16 protein-coding genes and 3 pseudogenes are annotated in these 21,621 nt (G+C 67.7%); 12 read left to right on the forward strand and 7 right to left on the reverse strand.

The window, feature by feature from the left end:
- Window positions 1-12: 12 nt before the first annotated feature.
- The 3 genes from G5C60_RS06475 (at window position 13) to G5C60_RS06485 (ending at window position 2,549) form a co-directional block, all read left to right on the forward strand.
- Window positions 13-600, forward strand: coding sequence for a DUF5998 family protein (locus tag G5C60_RS06475; RefSeq protein ID WP_165255504.1), 588 nt, complete (start codon window positions 13-15; stop codon window positions 598-600).
- Entirely contained in the window at window positions 600-1,793 is a 1,194-nt protein-coding gene (locus G5C60_RS06480) for an alkaline phosphatase family protein (RefSeq protein WP_165255507.1), read from the forward strand. The genes G5C60_RS06475 and G5C60_RS06480 overlap by 1 nt, the downstream gene beginning before the upstream one ends.
- An 87-nt stretch (window positions 1,794-1,880) precedes the next feature.
- The gene (locus tag G5C60_RS06485; protein WP_165255509.1) at window positions 1,881-2,549 is read left to right on the forward strand and encodes a thymidine kinase; all 669 of its coding nucleotides are present in this window, start codon (window positions 1,881-1,883) and stop codon (window positions 2,547-2,549) included.
- Between the two features lie 1,021 nt (window positions 2,550-3,570).
- Here G5C60_RS06485 and G5C60_RS06490 read toward each other — a convergent pair.
- From G5C60_RS06490 to G5C60_RS06505, 3 genes are all read right to left on the reverse strand, one after another.
- A complete protein-coding gene (locus tag G5C60_RS06490) occupies window positions 3,571-4,215 on the reverse strand; it encodes an RNaseH domain-containing protein (RefSeq protein WP_165255571.1) in 645 nt (214 codons plus the stop codon).
- A gap of 645 nt (window positions 4,216-4,860) precedes the next feature.
- On the reverse strand, window positions 4,861-5,658 hold the full coding sequence (locus G5C60_RS06500) for a hypothetical protein (protein ID WP_338145718.1): 798 nt from the start codon (window positions 5,656-5,658) through the stop codon (window positions 4,861-4,863).
- Window positions 5,659-5,684: 26 nt separating this feature from the next.
- Window positions 5,685-5,936, reverse strand: coding sequence for a hypothetical protein (locus G5C60_RS06505; RefSeq protein WP_165255515.1), 252 nt, complete (start codon window positions 5,934-5,936; stop codon window positions 5,685-5,687).
- Between the two features lie 548 nt (window positions 5,937-6,484).
- Between G5C60_RS06505 and G5C60_RS53985 the strand changes: the two are divergent.
- The 7 genes and pseudogenes from G5C60_RS53985 to G5C60_RS53990 all read left to right on the forward strand — a co-directional run.
- Window positions 6,485-6,640: pseudogene (locus G5C60_RS53985) on the forward strand (IS630 family transposase); the annotation flags it as partial.
- 253 nt (window positions 6,641-6,893) lie between these two features.
- Entirely contained in the window at window positions 6,894-7,466 is a 573-nt protein-coding gene (locus tag G5C60_RS06510) for a recombinase family protein (RefSeq protein WP_165255518.1), read from the forward strand.
- A 72-nt stretch (window positions 7,467-7,538) separates the two neighbouring features.
- Window positions 7,539-8,123 carry a TetR family transcriptional regulator gene (locus G5C60_RS06515; protein ID WP_165255521.1) on the forward strand — a complete coding sequence of 195 codons (585 nt, stop codon included), beginning with the start codon at window positions 7,539-7,541 and terminating at the stop codon, window positions 8,121-8,123.
- Window positions 8,124-8,201: 78 nt separating this feature from the next.
- Window positions 8,202-9,548 (forward strand): MFS transporter, encoded by a 1,347-nt coding sequence (locus tag G5C60_RS06520; protein ID WP_165255524.1) that lies wholly within the window; start codon window positions 8,202-8,204, stop codon window positions 9,546-9,548.
- Window positions 9,549-9,573: 25 nt separating this feature from the next.
- Window positions 9,574-10,332 (forward strand): SDR family NAD(P)-dependent oxidoreductase, encoded by a 759-nt coding sequence (locus G5C60_RS06525; RefSeq protein WP_165255526.1) that lies wholly within the window; start codon window positions 9,574-9,576, stop codon window positions 10,330-10,332.
- Between the two features lie 321 nt (window positions 10,333-10,653).
- Window positions 10,654-11,196, forward strand: a complete 543-nt coding sequence (locus G5C60_RS06530) for an inorganic phosphate transporter (protein WP_241266555.1) — start codon at window positions 10,654-10,656, stop codon at window positions 11,194-11,196.
- A 48-nt stretch (window positions 11,197-11,244) separates the two neighbouring features.
- Window positions 11,245-11,472 (forward strand): annotated as a pseudogene (locus tag G5C60_RS53990) (inorganic phosphate transporter); the annotation flags it as partial.
- Window positions 11,473-11,622: 150 nt separating this feature from the next.
- On the opposite strand, the gene G5C60_RS06540 reads toward G5C60_RS53990, so the two are convergent.
- Window positions 11,623-14,667: a Tn3 family transposase gene (locus G5C60_RS06540; RefSeq protein WP_338145719.1), complete on the reverse strand. Its 3,045-nt coding sequence runs from the start codon at window positions 14,665-14,667 to the stop codon at window positions 11,623-11,625.
- Window positions 14,668-14,809: 142 nt separating this feature from the next.
- Here G5C60_RS06540 and G5C60_RS53995 point away from each other — a divergent pair.
- Window positions 14,810-15,727, forward strand: a pseudogene (locus G5C60_RS53995) (IS630 family transposase); the annotation flags it as partial.
- A gap of 97 nt (window positions 15,728-15,824) precedes the next feature.
- On the opposite strand, the gene G5C60_RS06555 reads toward G5C60_RS53995, so the two are convergent.
- The gene (locus tag G5C60_RS06555; RefSeq protein ID WP_165255535.1) at window positions 15,825-16,553 is read right to left on the reverse strand and encodes an SDR family oxidoreductase; all 729 of its coding nucleotides are present in this window, start codon (window positions 16,551-16,553) and stop codon (window positions 15,825-15,827) included.
- 75 nt (window positions 16,554-16,628) lie between these two features.
- On the opposite strand from G5C60_RS06555, the gene G5C60_RS06560 reads away from it, so the two are divergent.
- On the forward strand, window positions 16,629-17,006 hold the full coding sequence (locus tag G5C60_RS06560) for a MerR family DNA-binding transcriptional regulator (RefSeq protein WP_165255537.1): 378 nt from the start codon (window positions 16,629-16,631) through the stop codon (window positions 17,004-17,006).
- Window positions 17,007-17,167: 161 nt separating this feature from the next.
- Here the strand turns inward: G5C60_RS06560 and G5C60_RS06565 are convergent, their stop codons facing one another.
- Both G5C60_RS06565 and G5C60_RS06570 read right to left on the reverse strand, forming a co-directional pair.
- Window positions 17,168-19,735 carry a tetratricopeptide repeat protein gene (locus tag G5C60_RS06565; RefSeq protein WP_165255539.1) on the reverse strand — a complete coding sequence of 856 codons (2,568 nt, stop codon included), beginning with the start codon at window positions 19,733-19,735 and terminating at the stop codon, window positions 17,168-17,170.
- 41 nt (window positions 19,736-19,776) lie between these two features.
- Window positions 19,777-20,193 (reverse strand): hypothetical protein, encoded by a 417-nt coding sequence (locus G5C60_RS06570; RefSeq protein ID WP_338145720.1) that lies wholly within the window; start codon window positions 20,191-20,193, stop codon window positions 19,777-19,779.
- Window positions 20,194-21,621 lie beyond the last annotated feature (1,428 nt).

Raw genomic sequence — 21,621 nt, forward strand, 5'->3', positions numbered from 1 at the left:
AGGATGGGCGTCATGGCCAAGACCAGTACATCGACCCAGGGGCTGCGAGCGGCGATCGAGCGCAGCGGCTACTACCCGGCCCTCGTGGCCGAGGCGGTGGAGGCCGCTGTCGGCGGCGAGGCCATCCGGTCGTATCTGGTCCACCAGGAGACGACGTTCGACGCCAACGAGGTGCGTCGGCATGTGACGGTGCTCGTCCTCACCGACAACCGCTTCATCGTGAGCCACACCGACGAGCAGGCGGCGGACAGCACCTCGCCGACGCCGTACGCGACGACGTCCACCGAGTCCGTGAAGCTCGGCCGGATCTCGTCGGTCGTCCTCAGCCGGGTCGTCGCCAATCCGGAGAAGTACGTGCCCGGGACGCTGCCCCGCGAGGTCGTCCTCACCATCGGCTGGGGCGCGGTCTCCCGCCTCGACCTGGAGCCGGCGGCCTGCGGCGACCCCAACTGCGAGGCGGACCACGGGTATACGGGCAGCTCGACGGCGGACGACCTCAGCCTGCGCGTCAGCGAGGCCGGGGACGGCCCGGACGCCGTGCGGCAGACACTCGCCTTCGCGCAGTCGCTCTCCGAGGCGACCGCGGACGTCACCCCGTAATGGCGCAGCCCCTCTGGGACCACCCGGAACCGCTCACCGTCGAGTCCGCACCCGTGCCCGAGTACGGCTCCGGTTCGCTCGCCGATCTGCTGCCCACGCTCGCCGCGGGCATGGGCGTACCGGATCTGAGCGCCACGCTGGCGGAACTGACCCCGGCCGACCGGAACTGCGTCTTCCTGATCGACGGCCTCGGCTGGGAGCAGCTGAAGGCGCACCCCGAAGAGGCCCCCTTCATGAGCTCCCTCCTGGGCAGCTCCCGCGGCGGCACCGGCCGCCCGATCACCGCGGCCTACCCCGCGACCACCGCGACCTCGCTCGCCACGGTCGGTACGGGGCTGCCGCCGGGCGTACACGGCATGCCCGGTTACACCGTGCGCAATCCCGAGACCGGCGAGCTGATGAACCAGCTCCGCTGGAACCCCTGGACGCCGCCGCACGTCTGGCAGCCGTACCCCACGGTCTTCCAGCGGGCCGACGCGGCGGGTGTGCACACCGCGCAGGTCTCGTCGCCGAACTTCGCGAACACGCCTCTGACGAAGGTCGCGCTGAGCGGCGGAACGTTCCACGGACGCCTCTCCGGTGAGGACCGCATGGACCTCGCGGCCCGGCAGCTGGCCGCCGGGGACCGCTCGTTGGTCTACACGTACTACGCCGAGGTGGACGGCAAGGGCCACCGTTTCGGCGTCGACTCGGATCCCTGGCGCGGACAGCTCATGTACGTCGACCGCCTGGTCCAGCGCCTGGCCGAGCAACTGCCGCCCCGCACGGCCCTGTACGTCACCGCCGACCACGGCATGATCGACATTCCCTTCGGTGAGCCCCACCGCATCGACTTCGACGAGGACTGGGAGCTGCGTGCCGGGGTCGCCCTGCTCGGCGGCGAGGGCCGCGCCCGGCATGTGTACGCCGTCCCGGGCGCCGAGTCGGACGTCCTGACCTGCTGGCGCGAGGTGCTCGGCGAGCAGTTCTGGGTGGCATCCCGGGACGAGGCGATCGCGGCGGGCTGGTTCGGGCGGCCCCATGAGATCGAGGAGCGGGTGTACGCCCGGATCGGCGACGTGGTCGCGGCGGCTCGCGACGACGTCCTGCTCATCGCCTCGGAGCGGGAACCGAAGGAGTCGTCGATGTTCGGCAACCACGGTTCGATGACACCCGCGGAGCAGCTGGTCCCGCTGCTCGAAGTACGCTCCTGATCATCGCCTGCTTGAATTCCCTTCTGGAACCCCTTCCCTGGACCTCCTTCCCTGGCCCCCCTTCGGTCGAAAGGTGCTCAACTCGCCATGCCCGAGCTGGTGTTCTTCTCCGGGACGATGGACTGTGGGAAGTCGACTTTGGCGCTTCAAATTGGCCACAACCGGTCGGCCAGAGGGCTCCAGGGTGTGATCTTCACGCGGGACGACCGCGCGGGGGAGGGGAAGCTGTCGTCTCGGCTGGGGTTGGTGACCGAGGCGGTGGAGGCGGGCCCGGGCAGGGATCTGTACGGCTATGTGGTGGAGCAGTTGTCGCGGGGCGGCAAGGTCGACTACGTGATCGTGGACGAGGCTCAGTTCCTTGCGCCGGCGCAGGTCGACCAACTGGCCCGCATCGTCGACGACCTGCATCTGGACGTGTTCGCGTTCGGTATCACCACCGACTTCCGCACCCGGCTTTTCCCTGGCTCGCAGCGGCTGATCGAGCTGGCCGACCGGCTGGCGACGCTGCAGGTCGAGGCGATGTGCTGGTGCGGTGCCCGGGCAACGCACAATGCGCGGACGGTGGGCGGGGAGATGGTGGTCGAGGGCGAGCAGGTCGTTGTCGGAGACGTGCACCGGCCGGCGAAGGACGTGGGGTACGAGGTGCTGTGTCGGCGCCACCACCGTAAGCGGATGACCAGTGCCGCGGCGCACGCAGCGGCTCTGTCGCCCGACGTGCTGCCGGTTGGGGCAGAGGTGGATGAAGGGGCCGCTTGAACGGCTCGAACGGTAAGGGCATGTTGTTCATCTGGAGCGCCGGTGCGTTGGCCGCGGGTTCGAGTGTCCGGCAGGAGCCGACGACAAGGGCTGGTCGCGCCGCTCTCCGGGTGACCTGCGGAGATTCACTGGTTGTGGCCATGTCCGCGCATCTGCCGAAGACGCGGGTCGGGTGACACGGACCGTGCTTCTGTAATTTTCGCGCGCGACGTTCCGAGGGGCGTCGGCAGGGCAGGGCACGGTACAGATGGGGCAGGAATGACATGGGCTCTTGGTATCGGTGCTCGGGTTGTGGTGGAAGCGGCACCGTGTCGTGATCAGGCGGGATCTCGTTGAGTTTGCCGCCTGTGCGGACGGTCTGGTGGCCCGGAGCGTGTCGGCGGCATCACGGTCGGGGACTCGGGGGCGAGTTTTTCAGTAGGGCGGTTCCTGCCATGGTGAGCTGGTAGGACCACGCCTGGCCTTCCTCGATGAGGCGGAGTCCGCGTGGGCCGACTCGGGGTGCGGCTGCGCGTGAGATCTCGTACTTCGGCAGGCCGTCAGGCCCCGCGCGGGCGACGGTGGCGAGGGCTTCCATGAGCCATTCGGGAAGGGGGTGTGCGCTCGGGGTGGGTGCGGCGGGCTGGGTGGTTCGGGCGGTGGCGCGCCCCAGTTTGGTGAGTCGGATCTGTGTCTGGCGGGTGTGTCCCTTGGCCGAGCCGATGTCGATGTCTCGGAGGAGGATGAGGCCTAGGCGGGCCAGGCGGCGAGTGTTGCTCCGGCGCCTGGGTCGTGCAGGCCGTCGCTTTCGAGAAGTTGTTGAGCCGGGGTGGGGTTGGCGAGTAGGGATCTGGTGGCGTACGGGATCCATCTCCATGTTTCTGCTGGTTCGCGCGGAAGGTTCTGGTGCCAGCGGTTGTGCTGTTCTTGCTTGGCTTGATGGTCGAGTTCGTACAGGACCGAGGTAGCGCTGCTGACGCGGGTTGAGCGACGCTCACTGGGCGTGGGCGTCGCGCGGGGCGGGGCCGATGGCGTCATGACGCTAGCGGTCGTGTTCGGTGAGGGGCTCGACGAGATGGGCAGGCAGGATGTGCTTGCTCACTGTGTGTCCGAGGTGGAGCGCCGCGGGGAGGATCAGAGGGTCGGAGGAGTGCGTTGCCTCGTAGCGCTGTTGTGCCCAGGCAGCCGGGTCGTCATCGAGAGAATGCCGGGCGATGACGATCTCCAAGAGCTGGGGGTTCCACACGTCCTGGTGGATCTCGTGTTTCATGCCGTAGGTCTTGTTCTTGTCCCTGCCGGTGCAGGCCCAGTGGGCCTCGACGCGGGAGCCTCGGGGTGAGCCGCCGGCGGCGGTGGCCGGTTTCCTCGCGGTGCTGAAGTAGTGACGGGGGCGTCGGGGGTCTCGCCAGAAGTGGGAGCCGACGCCGATCTCTCCGGCCTCGTCTTCTCCGCGGTGGCTGTAGTGCTGGCTGGTCTCGTCGCGGAGGTCGGTGCGCAGACGTAGGTGGCGCAGTCCCTTGAGCCGGTGTTCGGAGAGTGGCTGTCTGGGGTCGAAGGCGAGGGTGTCGGGTTGGAGGAGCGTGTTGTTGAGGTCCGGGCAGGCGGAGCGAATGTTCTGGGCGAGTGTGAGCAGCGCGATGTCGGAGCCGTCGGTGATCTCTTCGATGACCTCGCCGAAGAGTTGCAGGCTTGTTCGTCAGTCAGTCTGCGTTCGATGTCGTAGTCGGCCAGTGTGAGCAGTTCTTGGCCGAAGGGGACCCATGAGCTTGTGTGGGGGTGGGCGGATGCGGGCGAAGGGCTCGTCGGGCATGTGCGCGATAGCCAGGGGGGAGCGTCGCCTTGTGTGCTTTGGTACGGCGTACGACCCAGTGGCCGACGGTCGTGACGTCGGTGAGCGGTGATGCTGGGGTGCCTGGGGCGTCCGGATGGCGGAGCAGACCGGTCTGGCGGGCTAGGAGGTCGAGGACTGCCTTTGTTGACGCCCTGAGTGCGTGTCGCCTTGGTCTCCGTTCCGGGAGGGTGCCGGTCGGAAGGGGCGTGGTGACGTTCTGCGTCAACACTCCCAGGGAGGCGGCTGCGTCGCTGACGGAGTAGGCGCAGTCGGCAACCACCGCACGGCAGCCGAACGACCTCGGAGGTGGCGGCTCCGCGGGGCCAAGTGGTGCCGCCGAACCGCCGCGACCACAACCCCGGCGAACACCTTCCCCAACCGCTCATCCACCGAACACCGTTGCCGCTGCGCCCCGAACAGAACGGCATCCCGCAACCGCCGACGCCGAACCGACACCGACTCCAGTAACTGGCCGCTGTAATCCGACGCCATCACGAGGGCTCAAGGTTGACGGTCATGCGATCCGCCACCTTGTTGGAGAGCTTGCGTCACCATGTGACGTACCTGCTCGTCACCAATCGAGGTCATGTAATCACCGAGCTGTTGCACTTCCGGAGATTTCGAGCGGTGAAGAAGCGTGACTGCGTGCACCAGCGTGCGATGCGACGGTGCAACACTCAGTACGTCCATGACCAGCTTTGCGGCAACGCGTCCGTCGACGAGTGCCACCGCACATGCCAAGTCAACAAGTTGAGTCGCGACGTCGAACCTTTGGGGTTTCTGAACGGTGAGGGATGCGACTCCTCTTTCCACCGTCCCAGCGATGTCGCCAAGGAGCGTGCTCACTGAGGTGCGGTCGATGATCTCTCCGAGCTTGTCCTCGAAGTATTCGCTGTCGACGATGTGCACAAGTGCACGGAAGGCCTCGGTCCGCTGTGTAAGCGTCCCCTTCTCTTCCGCCATTTCGTCGCTGTCGCTAACGGACACCGCAAGTTGCGCGAACGTGCTGTCTACCGAAAACTTCCGGTCGATGAGGATTTCGTACCACGGTGCGAGTTTGGCGTTCCTCGCAGCGCTCATAACCGCGTTGTATCCGGCCAACTCGCCCCACGTAGTGAGCGCCAAGCAGGAAAGAAAACGCTCCCTAACAGGTGCCGAAGCGTCCTCCATCAGCTCGATGAGACCGGGTACACGGTCACGGTGTCGCGGGTCGTCAAGACCCCCGTAGATGACATCATCAAGATCCGTAGTCGGCTGGCCGTCGAAGTCAGTGCCCAGTAGTTGGCTGAACTGGCTCACCTCTCACCTCTCACCTCCTTTCATGATCAACCGCCGAACGGTCCGCTGATATAGCCGTACGGGACTTTACTCTTGATGAGCCACTCCTCGTCGCGCATCATGTCCATCATCCGCTGAGCAACTCGCTTCGTCTTGCCCTTACTCAGGCCTAGTAATTCCGCAATCTCTTGGATATCAGAACGAGTTGAGCCGGGCAGAACAGTAAGGTCCGCGTCCTGGCCGGCGAACTTGTTCGCACTCCGCTGGATCGCTGTCTGGACCTCCTCGGGCGAGTACACCTCGACCCCCGTGACTCGGCCAGCAGCGATGCCGTGCTCTAGCCTAGGCAGGTCTACTCACTCCCGGTATCGAATTCCTTGGCATCCGCCCCCTCGCGGCTTAGCGACGTGAAGGGGCTATCTGATTTGGCGGGATCACGTCCGACGATGTGATCCACGATCGTCGCCTCACCGTCTGGGTTGGCTGGCGCGAGATCGCCATCTTCGTTGAGATGCGACTTGCGCCGGCCATTATGGTTTTGCTCCGACGGGAAATTGTCGCCTTGGCGTAACAAGTGTGGCCGCCCATCGCCGTCACCACTATGTGCATGAGTTGATCGAAGCGTCACTCATATTCTTGATTAATTTGCGCCAGCGCTCAGACTTTTAGCCATTCGCCTGCATCCCGAAAATCCCCTCGGCCATTGCGGCCGCCACATCGGGAGTGACTCAGGCGCGGTATTTGGCCAAAAGCACTCCACATACCCTTGGCGGTCCAATTACTGAGGTTGAACTCGTGGTGTCGTAGGAGCTGACGGTTGGCCGTCGGCCGCGGTATCACCGGAGGCATGGGGTATCCACAAGGGGGCGGGCTGACCGCCGAACGGTAGTAGTTTCGTGAGGAGTTACGGCTCCAGGCGGCGGAACGGTTCGCTCGGGGTGAGGCGAGCTCAGTGATCGCCAAGGACCTGCGGGTGAGCGTCCGTTGGGTGCAGTGGTGGCGGCCCAGTTCTCGTATAGCTGCCGCCAGGTGGCGAGTAACACTGAGTAGCCATCGCTACTGTCCGCGTCCGGACCCTGGCGGGTCAGGACTGGTCGCATGAGATAGCGGACCTTTTGAGGGTTGTTCGTAAGGGGATCCCCGACCGGACAGTCGCGATCTTGGAACTGCGCGATGGACGACCTGCGGTGACGGTGTCTCATTTAGGGTGTCCGGTGATCTGTACGGTGAGCGGGGGCTATCCGTACACTCCCGGCATGAACGAGTCCATTGGCTACGCCAGGTGCAGTCTCGACGAGCAGGACCTCACCGCGCAGCGTGGCATCCTGCTCGGCCTCAGCGTCGCCGAAGACCGCATCTACCTCGACCACGGGCTCACCGGCACCAACCGCGACCGCCCCGGACTCGACCAGGCGCTCGCCGCCGTTCGCGCCGGCGACACTCTCGTCGTCCCGAAACTGGACCGGCTCGCCCGCTCGGTGCCCGACGCCCGCGACATCGGCGACTCCCTCACCGCGCGCGGCGTCAAACTGTCGCTCGGCGGCACGCTCTACGACCCGGCCGACCCGATGGGCAAGATGTTCTTCAACATCCTGGCCACCTTCGCCGAGTTCGAAGTGGACCTGCTGCGGATGCGGACACGCGAAGGCATGGCCGTCGCCCGCTCCAAAGGCAAGCTGAAGGGCAAACAGCCCAAGCTGACCCCCCGCCAGCAGGCCCATCTCATCAAGGAACACCGCAGCGGCGAGCACACCATCGCCGATCTCGCCGAACTCTTCTCCGTCTCCCGGGCGACGGTGTACCGGGTCCTGGAGCGCGGAGGAAGTTAGGAGCCCTCACGAACCTGGCCACGACGCCCAGTTATTTGACCGAACGTTCTAGATGCGCCTATGGTCTTCGACGTGGCCAGGACCAAGGAATTCGATCCGGACGCCGCGCTGCAGTCGGCCCTTGAGCTGTTCTGGCGGCGCGGCTACGAAGCGACGTCAGTGACGGACCTCGTCGAGCACCTCGGCATCGGCCGCGCCAGCATCTACGCGACCTTCGGTAGCAAGCGTGAGCTGTATCTGAAGGCCATGGACCGGTACGCCGAGATGCGCGACCCGCTTCTCCTGGTCGAGTTGTCCCAGCCGGGCCCCGCGCTGCCTGCGGTGCGGGCGGTGGTGCGCCGCTTCGCCGCGGAAGCCGCCTCCCCGGAAGGGCGGCTGAACGGCTGCTTCGTCACCAATACCGCGGCCGAGCTGGCCCCGCACGACCCTGCTGCGGCCCGCCGGGTCGAGATCAGCTGGGAGCACCTCGAGACCCCACTGCACTCCGCGCTCGTACGGGCCCAGGCTCAGGGCGAGCTTCCCGAGGACCGCGATCCGCGCGCGCTGGCCCGCATGCTGCTCGTCCTGCTGCAGGGCGTACGGATCGTCGGCAAGGCGTCGAACGATCCCGCCCGGGTGCGGGACGCGGCCGAGCAGGCGCTGACCCTGCTGGACTGAATCACACTCACCGGAGCCACCGGGCTCCCTTCCGCGCGCCAAATAATGAACCGATCGGTCAAATATCAAGGGGGAGACATGACCGCCGCAGGCGCCGCCCGCGTCGCCACCATGCGACACCGATGCGCCTTCGTCCTCCTCGGCAGCGTCCAGACCACGCTGATCTTCACGCTCGCCGCGATCGCTGTTCCGCTGCCCCGCATCGGGCGCGAATTCGGCCTGGAGCGCGCTGACTTGATCCTGCTTAGCGCCGCCTACGGACTGACCTTCGCCGGGCTGGTGCTCTTCGGCGGACGCCTCGCCGACCGCTACGGCGGGCGGCGCGCCCTCACCGCGGGCCTTGTCCTCTTCGCCGCCGCCTCGGCCGCCGCCCCGCTCGCCCCCGGCATCGGGGCACTGCTCGCGGCGCGCTTCGCACAGGGCGCGGGCGCGGCCCTCGTCGCGCCCGCCGCCATGGCCGTGCTGCGCGCCGTCTTCCCCTCCCCCACCGCGTACGGCAGGGCGATGGCCACCTGGGGCGGGCTCTCGGTGCTCGGCGCGACTGCGGGCAATCTGCTCTCCGGCGTCATCTCGGCGCTGCTTTCCTGGCGTTGGACCTTCGCCGTCCCCTTCGTGGTGGCGGTCGCCGCCCTCGCCCTCACGCCCCGGCTGCTGCCGGACACATCGCCGAGCCGGGACAGAGCTCTCGACCTGCCGGGTGCTCTGCTTGCCACCGTCGGGATCACCCTCGCCAGTTACGGGCTCGTCGTCACCGACGCTCAACCCTGGTCGCCGGCCGGCGTGCTCGTGCCGCTGCTCTGCGGGACCGCGCTGCTGGCCGCGTTCTGGTACGTCGAGTGCCGGGCCCGCGACCCGCTGCTGCCACCCCGCTTCCTGCTTGACCGGCGGCGGGCCCTCGCCCTCACGGCCATCGCACTGAGCGCCTGCGGGACCGCGATGACCTTCGTGGTCCTCTCACTCCACCTCCAGCAGGCGCGCGACTGGTCACAGTTGCAGACCTCGGCCGCCTTCGTGCCGTTCGCCGTCGCGCTGATCGCCTCGGGCCGGGCGGCAGGACCGCTCATCGGCCGGTACGGGGCCGGAGCCGTCACAGCCGCCGGGCTCGGCACGGGCGCGGCCGGGCTCACCCTTCTCGCGTTCACCGGGCTCGATGCGCACACCTGGTACGCGTATGGACTGCTGCCGGGCCTTGTGCTGCTGCCGGCCGGCACCGCGGCCTCCTTCGCGGGAGCCGCCGTGCTCGCCACCGAAGGTGTACCGCAGCAGCAGACCGGGCTCGCGGGTGGCGTGCTTAACACTGCGATGGAATTCGGCCCGACCGTCCTGTTCGCCTTCCTGCTCACGCTCGGCAGCGACGCCTGGTCCCTGGCCGTGACGGGGGCCGCCCTCGCCGTCGTGGCCCTCCTGAACCACCGCACCAAGTAATCCATCACTCAAGGGAGTCACCGAAATGAACCGCTTCACCGGCAAGACCGTCCTCGTCACCGGCGCAGGCTCCGGCCTCGGCCGCGCGATCGCGCTCGCCTTCGCCGCCGAGGGCGCATCCGTGGTCGCCGCGGGACGCACCGCGGCCTCCCTGGACGAGACGGTCGGCCTCATCGAGGCGGCCGGCGGCACGGCCGCCGCTGTGACCGCCGATGTCACCGACTCCGGCCGGCTCCAGAACCTGGTACGCGAGAGCGTTACTCGCTTCGGCGGTCTGGACATCGCGGTCAACAACGCCGGGATACTCCGCGGCACCGTACCCGTCGGCGAGGTGAGCGAGGAGGACTGGGACGCGGTGCTGCGGACCAATGTCACCGGTGTCTGGCTGGCCATGAAGCACGAAATCGCGCACATGAGGGAGAACGGCGGCGGTGCCATCGTCAACATCTCTTCCAACCTGGGCGCGCACCTGCGGATCCCGAACGTCGCCGCCTACATCACCTCGAAGGCAGCGGTCTCCGCGCTGACCCGCGCCGCCGCTCTCGACCACATCCACCAGGGCATCCGCATCAACGCGGTCAGCCCGGGTCCCGCTGCCACGTCCATGTCGCTGCTGCCCGGTGAGACCGAGGCCGGCCGTACCGAGCGAATGAAGACGGCGACTCCGCTCGGCCGGGTGGCGGAGGCCGAAGAAGTGGCGGCCGCAGTGCTCTACCTCGCCTCGCCGGCGGCCGGCGCGGTGGTCGGCACCGACCTGGTCATCGACAGTGGATCCTCGGCCTGACGGGCACGCCACCGGCGAGCACACCATCGCCGACCTTGCCGAGATCTTCTCTGTCAGCGGGCCACGGTGTACCGGGTCCTGGCGCGCGCTGGGGCTTCCGACCGGTGAGGGTGTCTCCGAGCGCGGCCTCCGCGGGTTGCGCCTGGCTCCTTCCGGGACGGACGGAATACCCACTCGCCTCCACTGGGTTTCCTGCCCGTTCATATGGCATTCACCTTTGGGTGGCGGGCGACGAGGGGGAGGCGGCATGGAGCTGCCGTTCGCGGCACACCGGCGCGGGCGGGGCACGGGCCAGGTAGCGGGGGTGACGCGGTGACCTGGATGGTACTGGTCGGCGTGCTGACGCTGGCCGTGGCCAACGGCGCCAACGACGTGCCCAAGGGCGTGGCCACGCTGGCCGGTTCCGGGATGACCGGCTACCACACGGCGGTTGCTTGGGGCGCGGCGACCACCGTGGTGGGGGCGGTGGCCTCGGTCTGGCTGGCGGGCAGCATGGCCGCGCTGTTCTCCTCCGGGATCGTGGACGAGCGGCCGACGTCCGGTTTCTCCTTCGCCGTCCTGGCCGGGGCCGGGACGTGGGTGGTGCTGGCGACCGTCCGCAGGCTGCCGGTGTCCACCACGCACGCGATTCTCGGAGCGCTGATCGGCGCCGGGCTCCTGCTGGATGCCGGTGCGGTGCGGTGGAGCACTCTGGCCTCGAAGGTGGCGGTGCCGCTGCTCGTCAGCGCCGTGGTGGCGTTCGGTGTCTCGGGGCTGCTGGCGCTGACCGCCGCCCGGATGCCTGCCCGTACGGTCCGGAGGTACCGGCGGCAGAGAGCCTGTACGCAGGAGGACCCGCACCGCGTGCGAGTGCTTGGCTGCTGACCGGCGCGCACTGGGTCTCGGCCGGGGCGGCGCGGGGGCTGAACCGGGGTGTCCCGCTCGCTCGGCGAAGGCGTGCTTGACCTCAGCCACGCCGAGGGCCTGCGGGCCAACGCCACCACCTCGGTGCTCGTTGGCGCCGAGGCCGTGATGGGGCTGCCGATGTCCACCACGCATGTCTCCACCGGCGCCATCGACGGGGCCTCCGGCACCCGGATGCAGCGTCTGAACGGCCGTACGCTGCGCGACTTCACGCTCGCCTGGACGCTGACCCCGCTGGTCGCGGCAGGGGTTTTCCTGCTGGTCGGATGGACCTGCCGGGTCCCGTCCTGCATCATGCCCGGGGGAAATAGCGGGAGATCGGCCTTGGGTACGTCTGGACGGCGAGGGCCGTCGGGGCGGCCCAGAATCAGGCCGCCCCGTCCTGCATCAGCTCTGGGCCGGGGCTGCCTCGCCTTGCGGACTGCGCGGTCCGGGCGCCGTGGCCGCTGTGGCGGCGAGGTCCAGGTCGAGGCGGCTGGTCATATCCAGTTCGAATCTTCCATACGGATTTACATGGGTCCAGAACAGCGGGGACAGTGCCCGCCGGTCCGCTTCCGTGAGCTTGCTGGCCCACTTCGGATCCGCCAGAACCCGCTGTACCAGCATGGTGTTCACATGCACGAGACTGCTCTGCAAAAGGTGCAGGGCGAGCATCGAGACCTCTTGGCTCTCTTTGTCCGCCCCGGTCAGGTCACCGTCCTTGCCGTAGAACAGATCCTGGTTCGCCGAGTTCCAGTTCTCCACCACCTGCAGGCCCTCGCCGATCTCCTTGCGCATGTCCTCATCCGCGAGGTAGTCGCAGATGAACGCCGTACGCACCACGCGCCCCAGCTCCTCGATCGCCAGGTAGGTCGGGTGCTTCGGGCCGCCCTTGGTGAAACGCCGCAGCACCTGCTCGGCCTCCGCGGTGCCCAGGCGTAGGGCGGTGGCGTACTTCACGATCTGGTCGTACTGCTGGGCGATCAGGTCCCAGTCGATCGTCCTGGTCGACAGCACCGGGGCCAGGTGGGGCCAGTTCTTGTCCTCGCCCGCGGCCGGCCGGTACAGCCTCGCCCTGCCGATGTTCTTCAGACGGGGCATCAGCTTGAAGTCCAGCATGTGCGCGAACGCGAACCCCACGATCGAGGCGCCGTGGGTGTCGGTGTACTGCCGGTCGACCTCCATGTCGGTGCAGTGCCGCAGCACGCCCTCGATCATCGCGGCGACCTCGGAGGCCGAACAGCTCTTGAGCTGGCTGTAAATGCACACCGATTTTCGTTCTACGTGCCAATAGATCATGACTCCGGGGCCCCGGTAGCGTTGGTGCCACTCCGTCATGAAGTTCGAGGACCAGGCGCCGAACTTGCGGCTGTCGGAGGCGCAGGCGGTCCCGGTGCCCCACCACATCTCGTCGCGGACCGCAAAGGTGGCGTTGACCAGCTTGACCAGCGCGGCGCGCATGTTGGCCCGGTTCACGAACAGGTGCCGCACCCGGCGCAGGGTCGCCTCGCTCTCGCCGTGCTTGCCGGTCACCGCGACGCGCTTGATGCCCATGTTGGTGCCCAGTCCGAAAAGGACCAAAAGCAGCCGTCGCCGCAGCACGGCCCGGGACAGCATCTCGCGGGTGGCCACCGTGGTGAACTCGGCGATGAAGTCGGTGTCGAACTCGGCGTACTTGAGGATGTCCAGCAGGTCGATGGTTCCCCAGCGCCGTTCGATCTCAGCCTTGATGGCGACCAGGTTCTCCGGCTCCTCCTGCTTGGGCCGCGGCGAGACCTTGATCCACCCCTCGCCGTTCCTCTTCACGATCGCCACCCCGCCGGTGGTGTCCTCCGCCAGGGCCTTCTCGAACCGGTCCAGGGCCTCGCGGTGCTTCTTCTGCAGGGCGGCGATGAACTTCGCCGGGTCCTGGGGCTTTTGGATCGCGTCGTAGTGCACGTCCCGGTTGTCCTCGAAGTCCTGCGGCAGGTCGTCCTCCGGGTTGCGCCACCGGTTCGCGCCCACGACCCATATCTCCCGGCGCCGCAACGCCTCCCGCAGGCTGACCAGCACGCACAGCTCGTACGGGATGCGCTCGACGCGGCCCTTGTCGTCCACCACCGCAGCCCGCCACTGATCGGGCACCACACCCTCCAGCGGCACCGTCTCAGCCGGGTCGAAGAACGCACCCTCCTTGAGCGGTTGCTCCAGGTAGCGCTGAAGCAGGTCGATGGCGTCCATCACCGGCCGGTACGCGGTGTTGTTGCATTTGAGCTCCAGCGCGTTCAACAAGGGCGAGAGCATCCGCCGCCAGTGCGCCGAGTACGCGGAGCGCAGCACGGTCCGCACCCTCGCCTTGTACTTCGCCTCGTTCGCGGCGGCCTCCGCGGCGAGGGCCTTGAGCGTCTTCTCTCCACCGACCACCGGGTAGATCACGCTGCGGACCGTGCCCGAGGGCTGGGACAAGGACGCCTCGGCGACCCTCAGCATCATCGCCTCCTTGCCCCGTACCTTCTTCAGCTCGTTCGTGAGCTCCTTGTCGACCTTCTTCTCCGCCCTGGTGTTGATCTTCAGTACCAGCTGGATGAACAGCTCCACCAGCGAGTCTGTGATCTCCGTGTGCCTCACGTGGCACAGCGCGGCCAACAAGGTCAGGCGCGGCGCCGGCTTCATCCGCTCCAGGTTCGCCGGGTACTCCTTGGAGGCCCGCGCCCGCCAAGCGTCCACCTGCTTCTCCGACACGTCCGCGAACAAGTCCGCGGGCAACTCCAGCCTCCGCACCCGCTGGAGCTTGTCCACTTCTGCGAACAGGCTCTCCAGCCCCGGCACCCCCGGGTCCGCCTTCAGTTCGGTGAAAAACGACCGCCCGCCACCCGCAGTCGCCTGATCCCCGGCCTGAGCTTCGCCGCCCCCCTGGTCACTGCCCGCGACCAAGTCCTCCAGCCGCGAACGCGTCGCGTGGGAGAGCCGGTCCACGGTCCGGCGGCAGAACTGCGCATCGAAATCCCTGAGCGCCTTGCCCACCAGGCGCCGGACCTTGGCCGGAGCCGGCGGCTCTACGAGGTCGTTGCGGCACCGGGCCACCACCGCCTCCGCCAGCCGGTCCCGCGACAGTTCCACCGGACACAGCTCAGCGGCCAGCCACTCGGCCAGCCGCTCCTGATCCTCCTCCGTACCCGCCCGGAAGCCGAAGGCCGTGCGGATCTCCTTGCGGTGACGCTTGATCCGGTCGCCCTGCCAGTCGTACGCCGCCCATTCCTGCTCCGGCACCTTCACCTGCTGGGCCACGTACGCCACCGCGTCGGCCGGAACCTCCTTGGCAGACTCCGGGAACCGGGCCTCCACCTCGAAGAACTTCAACAGCATCGCGAAGCCCAGCCTGTTCGCGCCGGACTTGTTTCGCAGCTTCCTCGTGTCATCTTCGAGCAGTGTCCAGACCTCGATAAGGTCTTCCGGCTCCCAGTCCTGACGCACCCTCTGCTCCTTCGCCTCATCCGGTGGATCACCACAGCGTGGCGACCAGCCCGTAGAAGCGGAACGGGGGAATCCAAATCTACGTCAGACGGTTACTCAGCGTTACTCGCCACCTGGCGGCAGCTATACGAGAACTGGGCCGTGGCGGCGGACGTGGGACGTGGGCGGTGCCCGGGCGCTGCGGTCGCAGGGGCCGGCATCGTTTCCGAGGCTGAGCGAACAGCAGTTCGCGCAGTTGGAAGCGGAGCTGGCCAGGGGCCCGGCCGCGCATGGCTGGGAGGATCAGTGGTGGACGCCGGCGCGGGTCAAAACGGTGATCGGCCGGCGCTTCCACCTGACCTACACGATCCAGGGCGTGCGGAAACTCCTGGTCCGCAACGGCTGGTCCTGCCAGGTTCCAACCCGACGCGCTGTCGAGCGGGACGATGACGCGGTCGCCGGGTGGGTCAGGGAGGTGTGGCACTGCGCGGAAGACTCGCGGCGGCTCGTGGAGCCTGGCTCGTGTTCGAGGACGAAGCCGGGTTCTCCCTGACGCCGACCGCAGGCGAAGTCCTGGTCACAACGCGGACACACACCGGTGGTGCGGGTCCGCGGCCGTTCCCGCAGACGGATATCCATGGCCGCACTGACCTGCGACAAACCCGGCCACCGCTCAAGGCTGATCTACCGGCCACGCAGAGACGACGGCCGACGCGAGGGGCGTAAAAGCCTCTCCTGGCGCGACTGCCGGGACCTGCTGATCGCCGCCCACCAGCAGTTCGGCGGCCCGATCGTCCTGGTCTGGGACATCCTCACCGTCCATAAAACCGCCGACCTGCGGCAGTGGGCGGCATCCCGGGAGTGGCTGACCATCTACTGCCTGCCGCCCTACGCACCCGACCTCAGCCTCGTCGAAGGCATCTGGTCTCTCCTGCGACGCGGATGGCTCTCCAACGTCGCCTTCAGTGCCCCCGAACACCTCGACCAGCGCATCCGACGCGGCTTACGCCTCATCGAGTACCGCAGTCACCTCATAGACGGCTGCCTCGCCGAGACCGGCTTGACCATCGGACCCGCCTGATCAGCGACACGACACCACGAGTTCAACCTCAAGTAGGGGAGTTCGAGAGGCCGATCGAGAAGCAGCCGACCGAAGTCCGTGCGGCCCGAGGGGCCCCTCAGGCCGTCATCAGCGCCGCCAGGGCGCGGTCCATTGCGGCGTTGAACTCTTCCGGCGTCAGCGGCAGACGGGACTTGACGTCCCGACTCCACTGGTCGGCGAGGACCTCGGTGGAGCCCGCCTGAACACCGTCGAGCGCCGCGTCGGCCAGGTCCGGTGGAGCGATCTTGTCCACGGGCCAGCCCGCCGCCATGTCGGTGTCGGCCAGGCCGAGGTGTACCGCTGTGACGAGCGTGCCCTGCTCGGCGAGCTCCAGGCGGACGCCGTTGGTCATGGCCCAGGCGGCGGCCTTGGTCAGGTGGTAGGCATTGGCGCCCTTGGCCCCGAACCACGACATGGCGGAGAGGATGTTGACGATCGCGCCCCCGCCGTTCCTGGCGAGCGCCGGCGCGAACTCCCGGATCATTCCCAGGTGGCCGAACATGTTGGTCTCCAGCTCGTTTCGCACCGCGTCCAGCGAACCGGTCACCAGGTGGGTCCCCGTACTGATTCCCGCGTTGTTGATGAGGAGCGAGACGTCCGGGGCGGCCTGGGCGGCGGCCCTCACGGATGCGGGATCGGTGATGTCGAGGGGCAGCACCTCGACCCCGGGCAGGTCCACGGTCTCCGGTCGGCGGGCCGTCGCGTAGACCGTGCGGGCGCCCCGTTCGAGCAGGCGCTGGGCGAAGGCGCGGCCCAGGCCGCGGTTGGCTCCGGTGACAAGGGCGACGGAGTTGTTGATATCCATGGCCGGTACGCTAAAACCTGACGCTAGCGTCAGAGGCAAGTGCTGGTCGTCGGGGTCAGGGGTGAGAGGGATCACATGACTGTCACAGTGGACGCAGCCGAGCGGTTGATCCGCATCGGCGAGGTGGCACGAGGTGCCGGCGTCTCCGTGCGCGCCGTGCGCTACTACGAGCAGCAAGGGCTGCTCATCGCGGAGCGCAGCCCGTCCGGCCAGCGCCTGTACCGGCAGGACGCCATCCCCATGGTCCGCTTCTTCCAGCAGATGTTCGCCGCCGGCCTAACCAGCCGAAGGATCACCGAACTCCTGCCGTGCTGGGACGCCGGGCACACCGACGCCGGGCAACGAGCCATGCTGCGAGCCGAGCGCGAGCGCATCCAGGCCAAGATCGACGACCTGCAGGCCGCCCTGGACCACCTCGACAAGGTCATCGCGATCACGGACACGCACCCGTAGGCGCGGTCGGGCGGCCGACGCGATTCTCGGTGTTCGGGCAGGGCGGAGACCAGCGTGGTGGTCTGGTTCTCCAGGGTCTTTCCGGTAGTAGGCCGTCAGGGTTTGCCGGTCAGCCGGCAGGACGGTGCAGTGCGGCCATGCGATGGAAGGCCTTGGTCGGCTTACTGCTGGTTGTCACCGGTCATCGACGACTGCGCTGGGGCAAGGACGAAGGCCGTGGCAAGTGCGGGCTGCGTGCCCATCCGCTGATGCAAGCTCAGAGCCTGCGCCCAGCAGGCAAGTGCGGCGGACCGCTGCCCTCTGCGCAGATGGCAGCACGCTGCACCTTCGAGGGCGTGGGCCTGGTCTTTGGGGCTGCTGGCCTGCCGCGCGAGGTGAAGGGCTTGCTCGTATATGACCAGCGCGCGGGGGATGTCTGTGACCGCCAGCAGGTCGCCGCTGCTGTTGAGGGCTTCTGCCTCTCCTTGGATATCCTCCGCGGCCCTGAACAGTTCGCGGGAGCGAGTCAGCAGCGCGATGGCCTCCGCGCGATGCTGTGACATGGTCTTGGCCCTGCCGAGTTCCAACAGCGCATTGGCTTCACCGTGTTGGTTACCGAGTCTGCGGTACAGGTCGTGGGCCTGCTGCGCCAGATCCTCAGCTGCGGCCGCCTCTTGGGCAGCGAGCAGAATCCGGCTCAGCAGCCACAGAGCGCTGGCCTCCCCCAGCCGGTCTCCCAGAGTCTGGTAGAGGGTCAGTGCTTGCTGGCCGAAGTGGCCTGCCGTCAGCTGGTCCCCTCTCCCGCACGCCGCTCGGCCCAGTTCCCACAGGGCGTTTGCTTCACCGGTACGTTCTCGCAGCCTTCGATAGATGTTCAGGGCCCGCCCGGCGAGTCGGTCGGCCTCGGAGTAGTGCCCTGTCATGTGGCGGATCCGACTCAGCAGCCACAGCGCCTTGGCCTGACCAGGTTCGTGGCCCGTCGAGGTGTAGAGGTCCAGTGCCTGTTGCGCCAGCACTGCCGCCTGGGCAAAGTCGCTGGTGATGTCATGCACGCGGCCCAGCGCCCACAGTGCGTCCGCCTCGCCGAGGCGATTGGCACCCGCGCGGTGCAGGTTCAGCGCCTGGTGCAGAAGGCGGACTGCATCGGGGTAGGCACCCGCGGCGAAACGCACCTGTCCCAGGGCACACAAGGCGTCGGCCTGTGCCGGGAGGTTCTCGGCAGCAGCACGTCGGGCCGCCGCCCGCAGAAGCGTTGCGGCGCGCTTGAAATTGCCGGTCGCGGAGTGGACGCGGCCCAGGTTGTACAGAGCCGTCGCGGTGGCTCGCTGGTCGCGGGCGGCGAGGGCTGCACGGACCGCAGCTTTGTGGAGCCGGGCAGCCTCCTCCCAGTGAGCGCTGTGGTGGAGGAAATCGGCCAGGGTGGCGGCCAGACGGAAGGTTTGCGTGTGCTTACCGGTTTCGGCCGCATGCCAAGCGCAGGCGATGAGGTTGGCGTGCTCCATACGCATCCACTCCACAGCGTCTTGGTATGTGTCGTGCTCTGGTACAGCAACAGCCGGCTCCGGAAGAGGCAGTGGGTCCTGGATCCCGGCGGCATCGTGACGGCAGGCTGCTGCAGCGGCCTGCCCGTAGTAGTCCATCAGCCGATCAATGGCATCTGTGTGTTCTTGTGCGGGATCGGCGCCGGCCGCGGCCCGTGCATACATGCGCAGCAGGTCGTGGAGGCGGTATCGGCCGGGCCTCTCCGAGTCGACGAGGTGGTCGTCGTAGAGGGCCTCCAGTTCACGCCGTGCGGCGGCCAGGGGTGTGCCGGTCAGTGCGGCCGCGGCGTAGGCGTCGATATCGGGCCCGGGATGCAGGCCCAGCAGACGAAAGAGACGCCGTCGGCCCGACGGCAGGGCGCGGTAAGACATGGCGAAGGCTGCCGCGGTGGCGAGATCTCCTGCGGCAAGTTCTTCCAGGCGGTCCTGGGCGCAGGCCAGCTCACGGGCCAAGGCGGCCAGATCCCAGTGGGGTCGGTGGGCGATGCGGCTGGCCAGCAAGGCGATGGCGAGCGGAAGGCGGCCACACAGCTGATTGATCTGAGCCACGGCGTCGCTTTGGGCGGGACGGGCCTCCCGGCCGGCCAGCCGGGTAAACAGCAGGCTCGCATCTGCCGACGAGAGCACGCCAAGGGCGAGTGATGCAGCACCTTCGGGAAAGGTCAGACGGCGCCTGCTGGTGATCATGACCAAGCAGTTGGGATCTCCCGGCAGGAGCGGCTCCACCTGCGCGCGCGAGGCGGCATCATCGAGAACGATCAGCATGCGTCGCCCGGCAAGGCGATCTCTCCACAAGCGCGACCGGGCATCCAGGCCGTGGGGAAGGTGCCGGGGATCCACGCCCAGACCGACCAGCAGTGAGCCCAGTACATCGGCCGGGTCAGCGGGTTGCTGACCAGGAGTGTGCGCGTGCAGCCGGACGAATAGCTGACCGCACGGGTAGGACATCACAAGCCGATGGGCGATATGCACCACCAAGGCGGTTTTCCCTACGCCAGGCATGCCACTGACCACGTGGAGCCCCGGACCCCGCGCCGAGGACGCGCTGGCCAGCACGTGCTCCACCTCAGTGCGGCGGCCGGTGAATACCGTCGTGTCCCGAGGCAGCGTCCGCAACGCCGCGGCCGGTGCTTGCGGCAGCTGCGTTCCGATATGGAGGTCTCGTCCTGCCGCGTAGATGTGTGCGGCATCGGCCGCACGGAGGTCCATGCGGTGTACGAAGCTGGTTCCGCTGCTGCAGGAGCAGGCGTTCACGGGCCGTTGATGTGCTGGTCCCGGCCGGCTACATACACGCGTGCGGAGTCTCTCGCCTCGGCCCGCACCGTCATCGACGCAGTCCCGGGAGTCTCCGCAGGTGCAGCGGCGGGGTGAAGATGTTCGTCAAGAAGCCGCCGTAGACCCGGCATCAGGTCCGGTGCGTCGGCCAGCAGTTGGTGCAGCCGCAGGCACCAGGCCTGAACCAGCACCTGCTCCATCTGTGTATCGCCACGCTCTCGTGCCGCGCTCAGCAGCGTGTGAGCCTGTTCCAACTCGTTTTCCACCTCAGCCACTTGGCCGGGCTTGACACTGCGCCACCATGCCACCGCCGCAGCCCTGGCTTGCAGCCATGCGTCCGTGGCCATGGCACTTACCAACGCCGTTGCTGCGGTCAGTACCAGCGGATCCACGACCGCCCTCCCATGGCTACACGCGCCGAAAGTGAAATCTCACGGTGCCAACGAAGGCCACCCCGATGGCTCCGGCCCGGGCCGCCAGAGCACAACATGCGCCTGCGGTCCGTGGCGCCTCCCGCGACGACCAGAGTGCATCGCACGAAAGACCTGATGGCCCGCAGTGGCGCTGCGTCACCCGGATGAGGGCAGCGCGAGCGGAGACTTTGCGCCCCTTTGCGGCTTCCTATTGCGCACGGGGCGTGCGTCTACACAGTTGCACGCCGGAGCCGACCCATGAACTCTTCTCCGTCACCACCGAGTCGTCCCGCCTCGCGGGCTGGACGGCATTCGACGTCGATCAGTGCAGGGTCCCTAGGTCGGGGATCTGGGCTGCGGGGAGTCGAGGAGGCGGTGAAGTCGAACCCCTCGAGGGTGACCTGCTGCTCAAACTTCGCCGTTGTACACGCCAGTTGGCAGGGAACGGTCTCGTGGCGGGTGATCTCGTCCTGGCAGAGGACCTGGAGGAAGTCGAGGTGTCCGAGCTCGCCGCCTTGAGCCGGGCGATCCGAGCCTCGCGAGGGTCGGGGGTTTCGCCGACATCTTGGAGTGCCTGGAGCCGTCGTTCGAACTCGACGCGGAGGTGAGCATAGGGACGGGTGCCGTAGAACGCGGTGCGGTCGATGCCCGCTTCGCGGGCGAGGGTCTTGATGTCGCACTTTCCGCCGGTGGGATCTCGCCGCGCAGGAGCCGGTCCATGGCGCAACGGTGCGGTTCTCGTAACTCGGTCCGCTGGGCTGCGGAGATTCTCATGCGGACTCCTCTCGGGTGCCTGCGGTGCCGAGACTCAGTGGGGCCCTGAACGGCTGCTCGCGGCTGCTCGTCCGAGGCCCCCGCTTCCCGATGGCAGTGCCGCCGTCGGAGGGAGAGCTTTGGCCTCCTATCGAGATGAAGTTCCGGCTGGAGAACTTACGGACGTCGTCGGCTGCTCGGCCGGTCCGTCCTGGGAGCCCGTTCCGCCGCCGCTCAGGAGCGCCAGCACAACGAGCAGGATTAACAGGCCACCACCTCCCCCGGCCGTCGCCACGGCAGCAGGAGTGCTGATGCGGCGGTAGTGAGGCCGGACATAGGAGCCGTTGCGGTAGTGGCCCCGCACGCGTGTCGTCGCGCTTTCCGGAGCGGGTCGAGTAGGCACGGTCGCGCCAACGCGGGAGTAGGTGACAGGGCGGGTAGAGGAGGCGGTACCGGTCGACCGCCTGGAGCGGCGGTGGTGCGGCCGGACATAGGAACCGTCCCGGCGGTAATGCCCACGAACGTATGGCATCAGGGATTTCCTCGGGTGAGTAAGGCAGGAGCGGAGAGTGGGCCCAATTCGGGCGTAGCACGACGGTACAGGCGCCCACTGACAGTCGACGGGCGCCAACTCCGTTGATCTATAGGGTTGTT

The sequence above is a fragment of the Streptomyces scabichelini genome, from assembly GCF_011045015.1.
Taxonomy (GTDB): Bacteria; Actinomycetota; Actinomycetes; order Streptomycetales; family Streptomycetaceae; genus Streptomyces; species Streptomyces scabichelini.

Excerpts from the sequence above, each read along its gene's own strand:
- G5C60_RS06475 (WP_165255504.1), top strand. The coding sequence starts at position 13 with ATGGCCAAGACCAGTACATCGACCCAGGGGCTGCGAGCGGCGATCGAG.
- G5C60_RS06480 (WP_165255507.1), top strand. The coding sequence starts at position 600 with ATGGCGCAGCCCCTCTGGGACCACCCGGAACCGCTCACCGTCGAGTCC.
- G5C60_RS06485 (WP_165255509.1), top strand. The coding sequence starts at position 1,881 with ATGCCCGAGCTGGTGTTCTTCTCCGGGACGATGGACTGTGGGAAGTCG.
- G5C60_RS06510 (WP_165255518.1), top strand. The coding sequence starts at position 6,894 with ATGAACGAGTCCATTGGCTACGCCAGGTGCAGTCTCGACGAGCAGGAC.
- G5C60_RS06520 (WP_165255524.1), top strand. The coding sequence starts at position 8,202 with ATGACCGCCGCAGGCGCCGCCCGCGTCGCCACCATGCGACACCGATGC.
- G5C60_RS06525 (WP_165255526.1), top strand. The coding sequence starts at position 9,574 with ATGAACCGCTTCACCGGCAAGACCGTCCTCGTCACCGGCGCAGGCTCC.
- G5C60_RS06530 (WP_241266555.1), top strand. The coding sequence starts at position 10,654 with ATGGTACTGGTCGGCGTGCTGACGCTGGCCGTGGCCAACGGCGCCAAC.
- G5C60_RS06555 (WP_165255535.1), bottom strand. The coding sequence starts at position 16,553 with ATGGATATCAACAACTCCGTCGCCCTTGTCACCGGAGCCAACCGCGGC.
- G5C60_RS06560 (WP_165255537.1), top strand. The coding sequence starts at position 16,629 with ATGACTGTCACAGTGGACGCAGCCGAGCGGTTGATCCGCATCGGCGAG.
- G5C60_RS06565 (WP_165255539.1), bottom strand. The coding sequence starts at position 19,735 with ATGGACCTCCGTGCGGCCGATGCCGCACACATCTACGCGGCAGGACGA.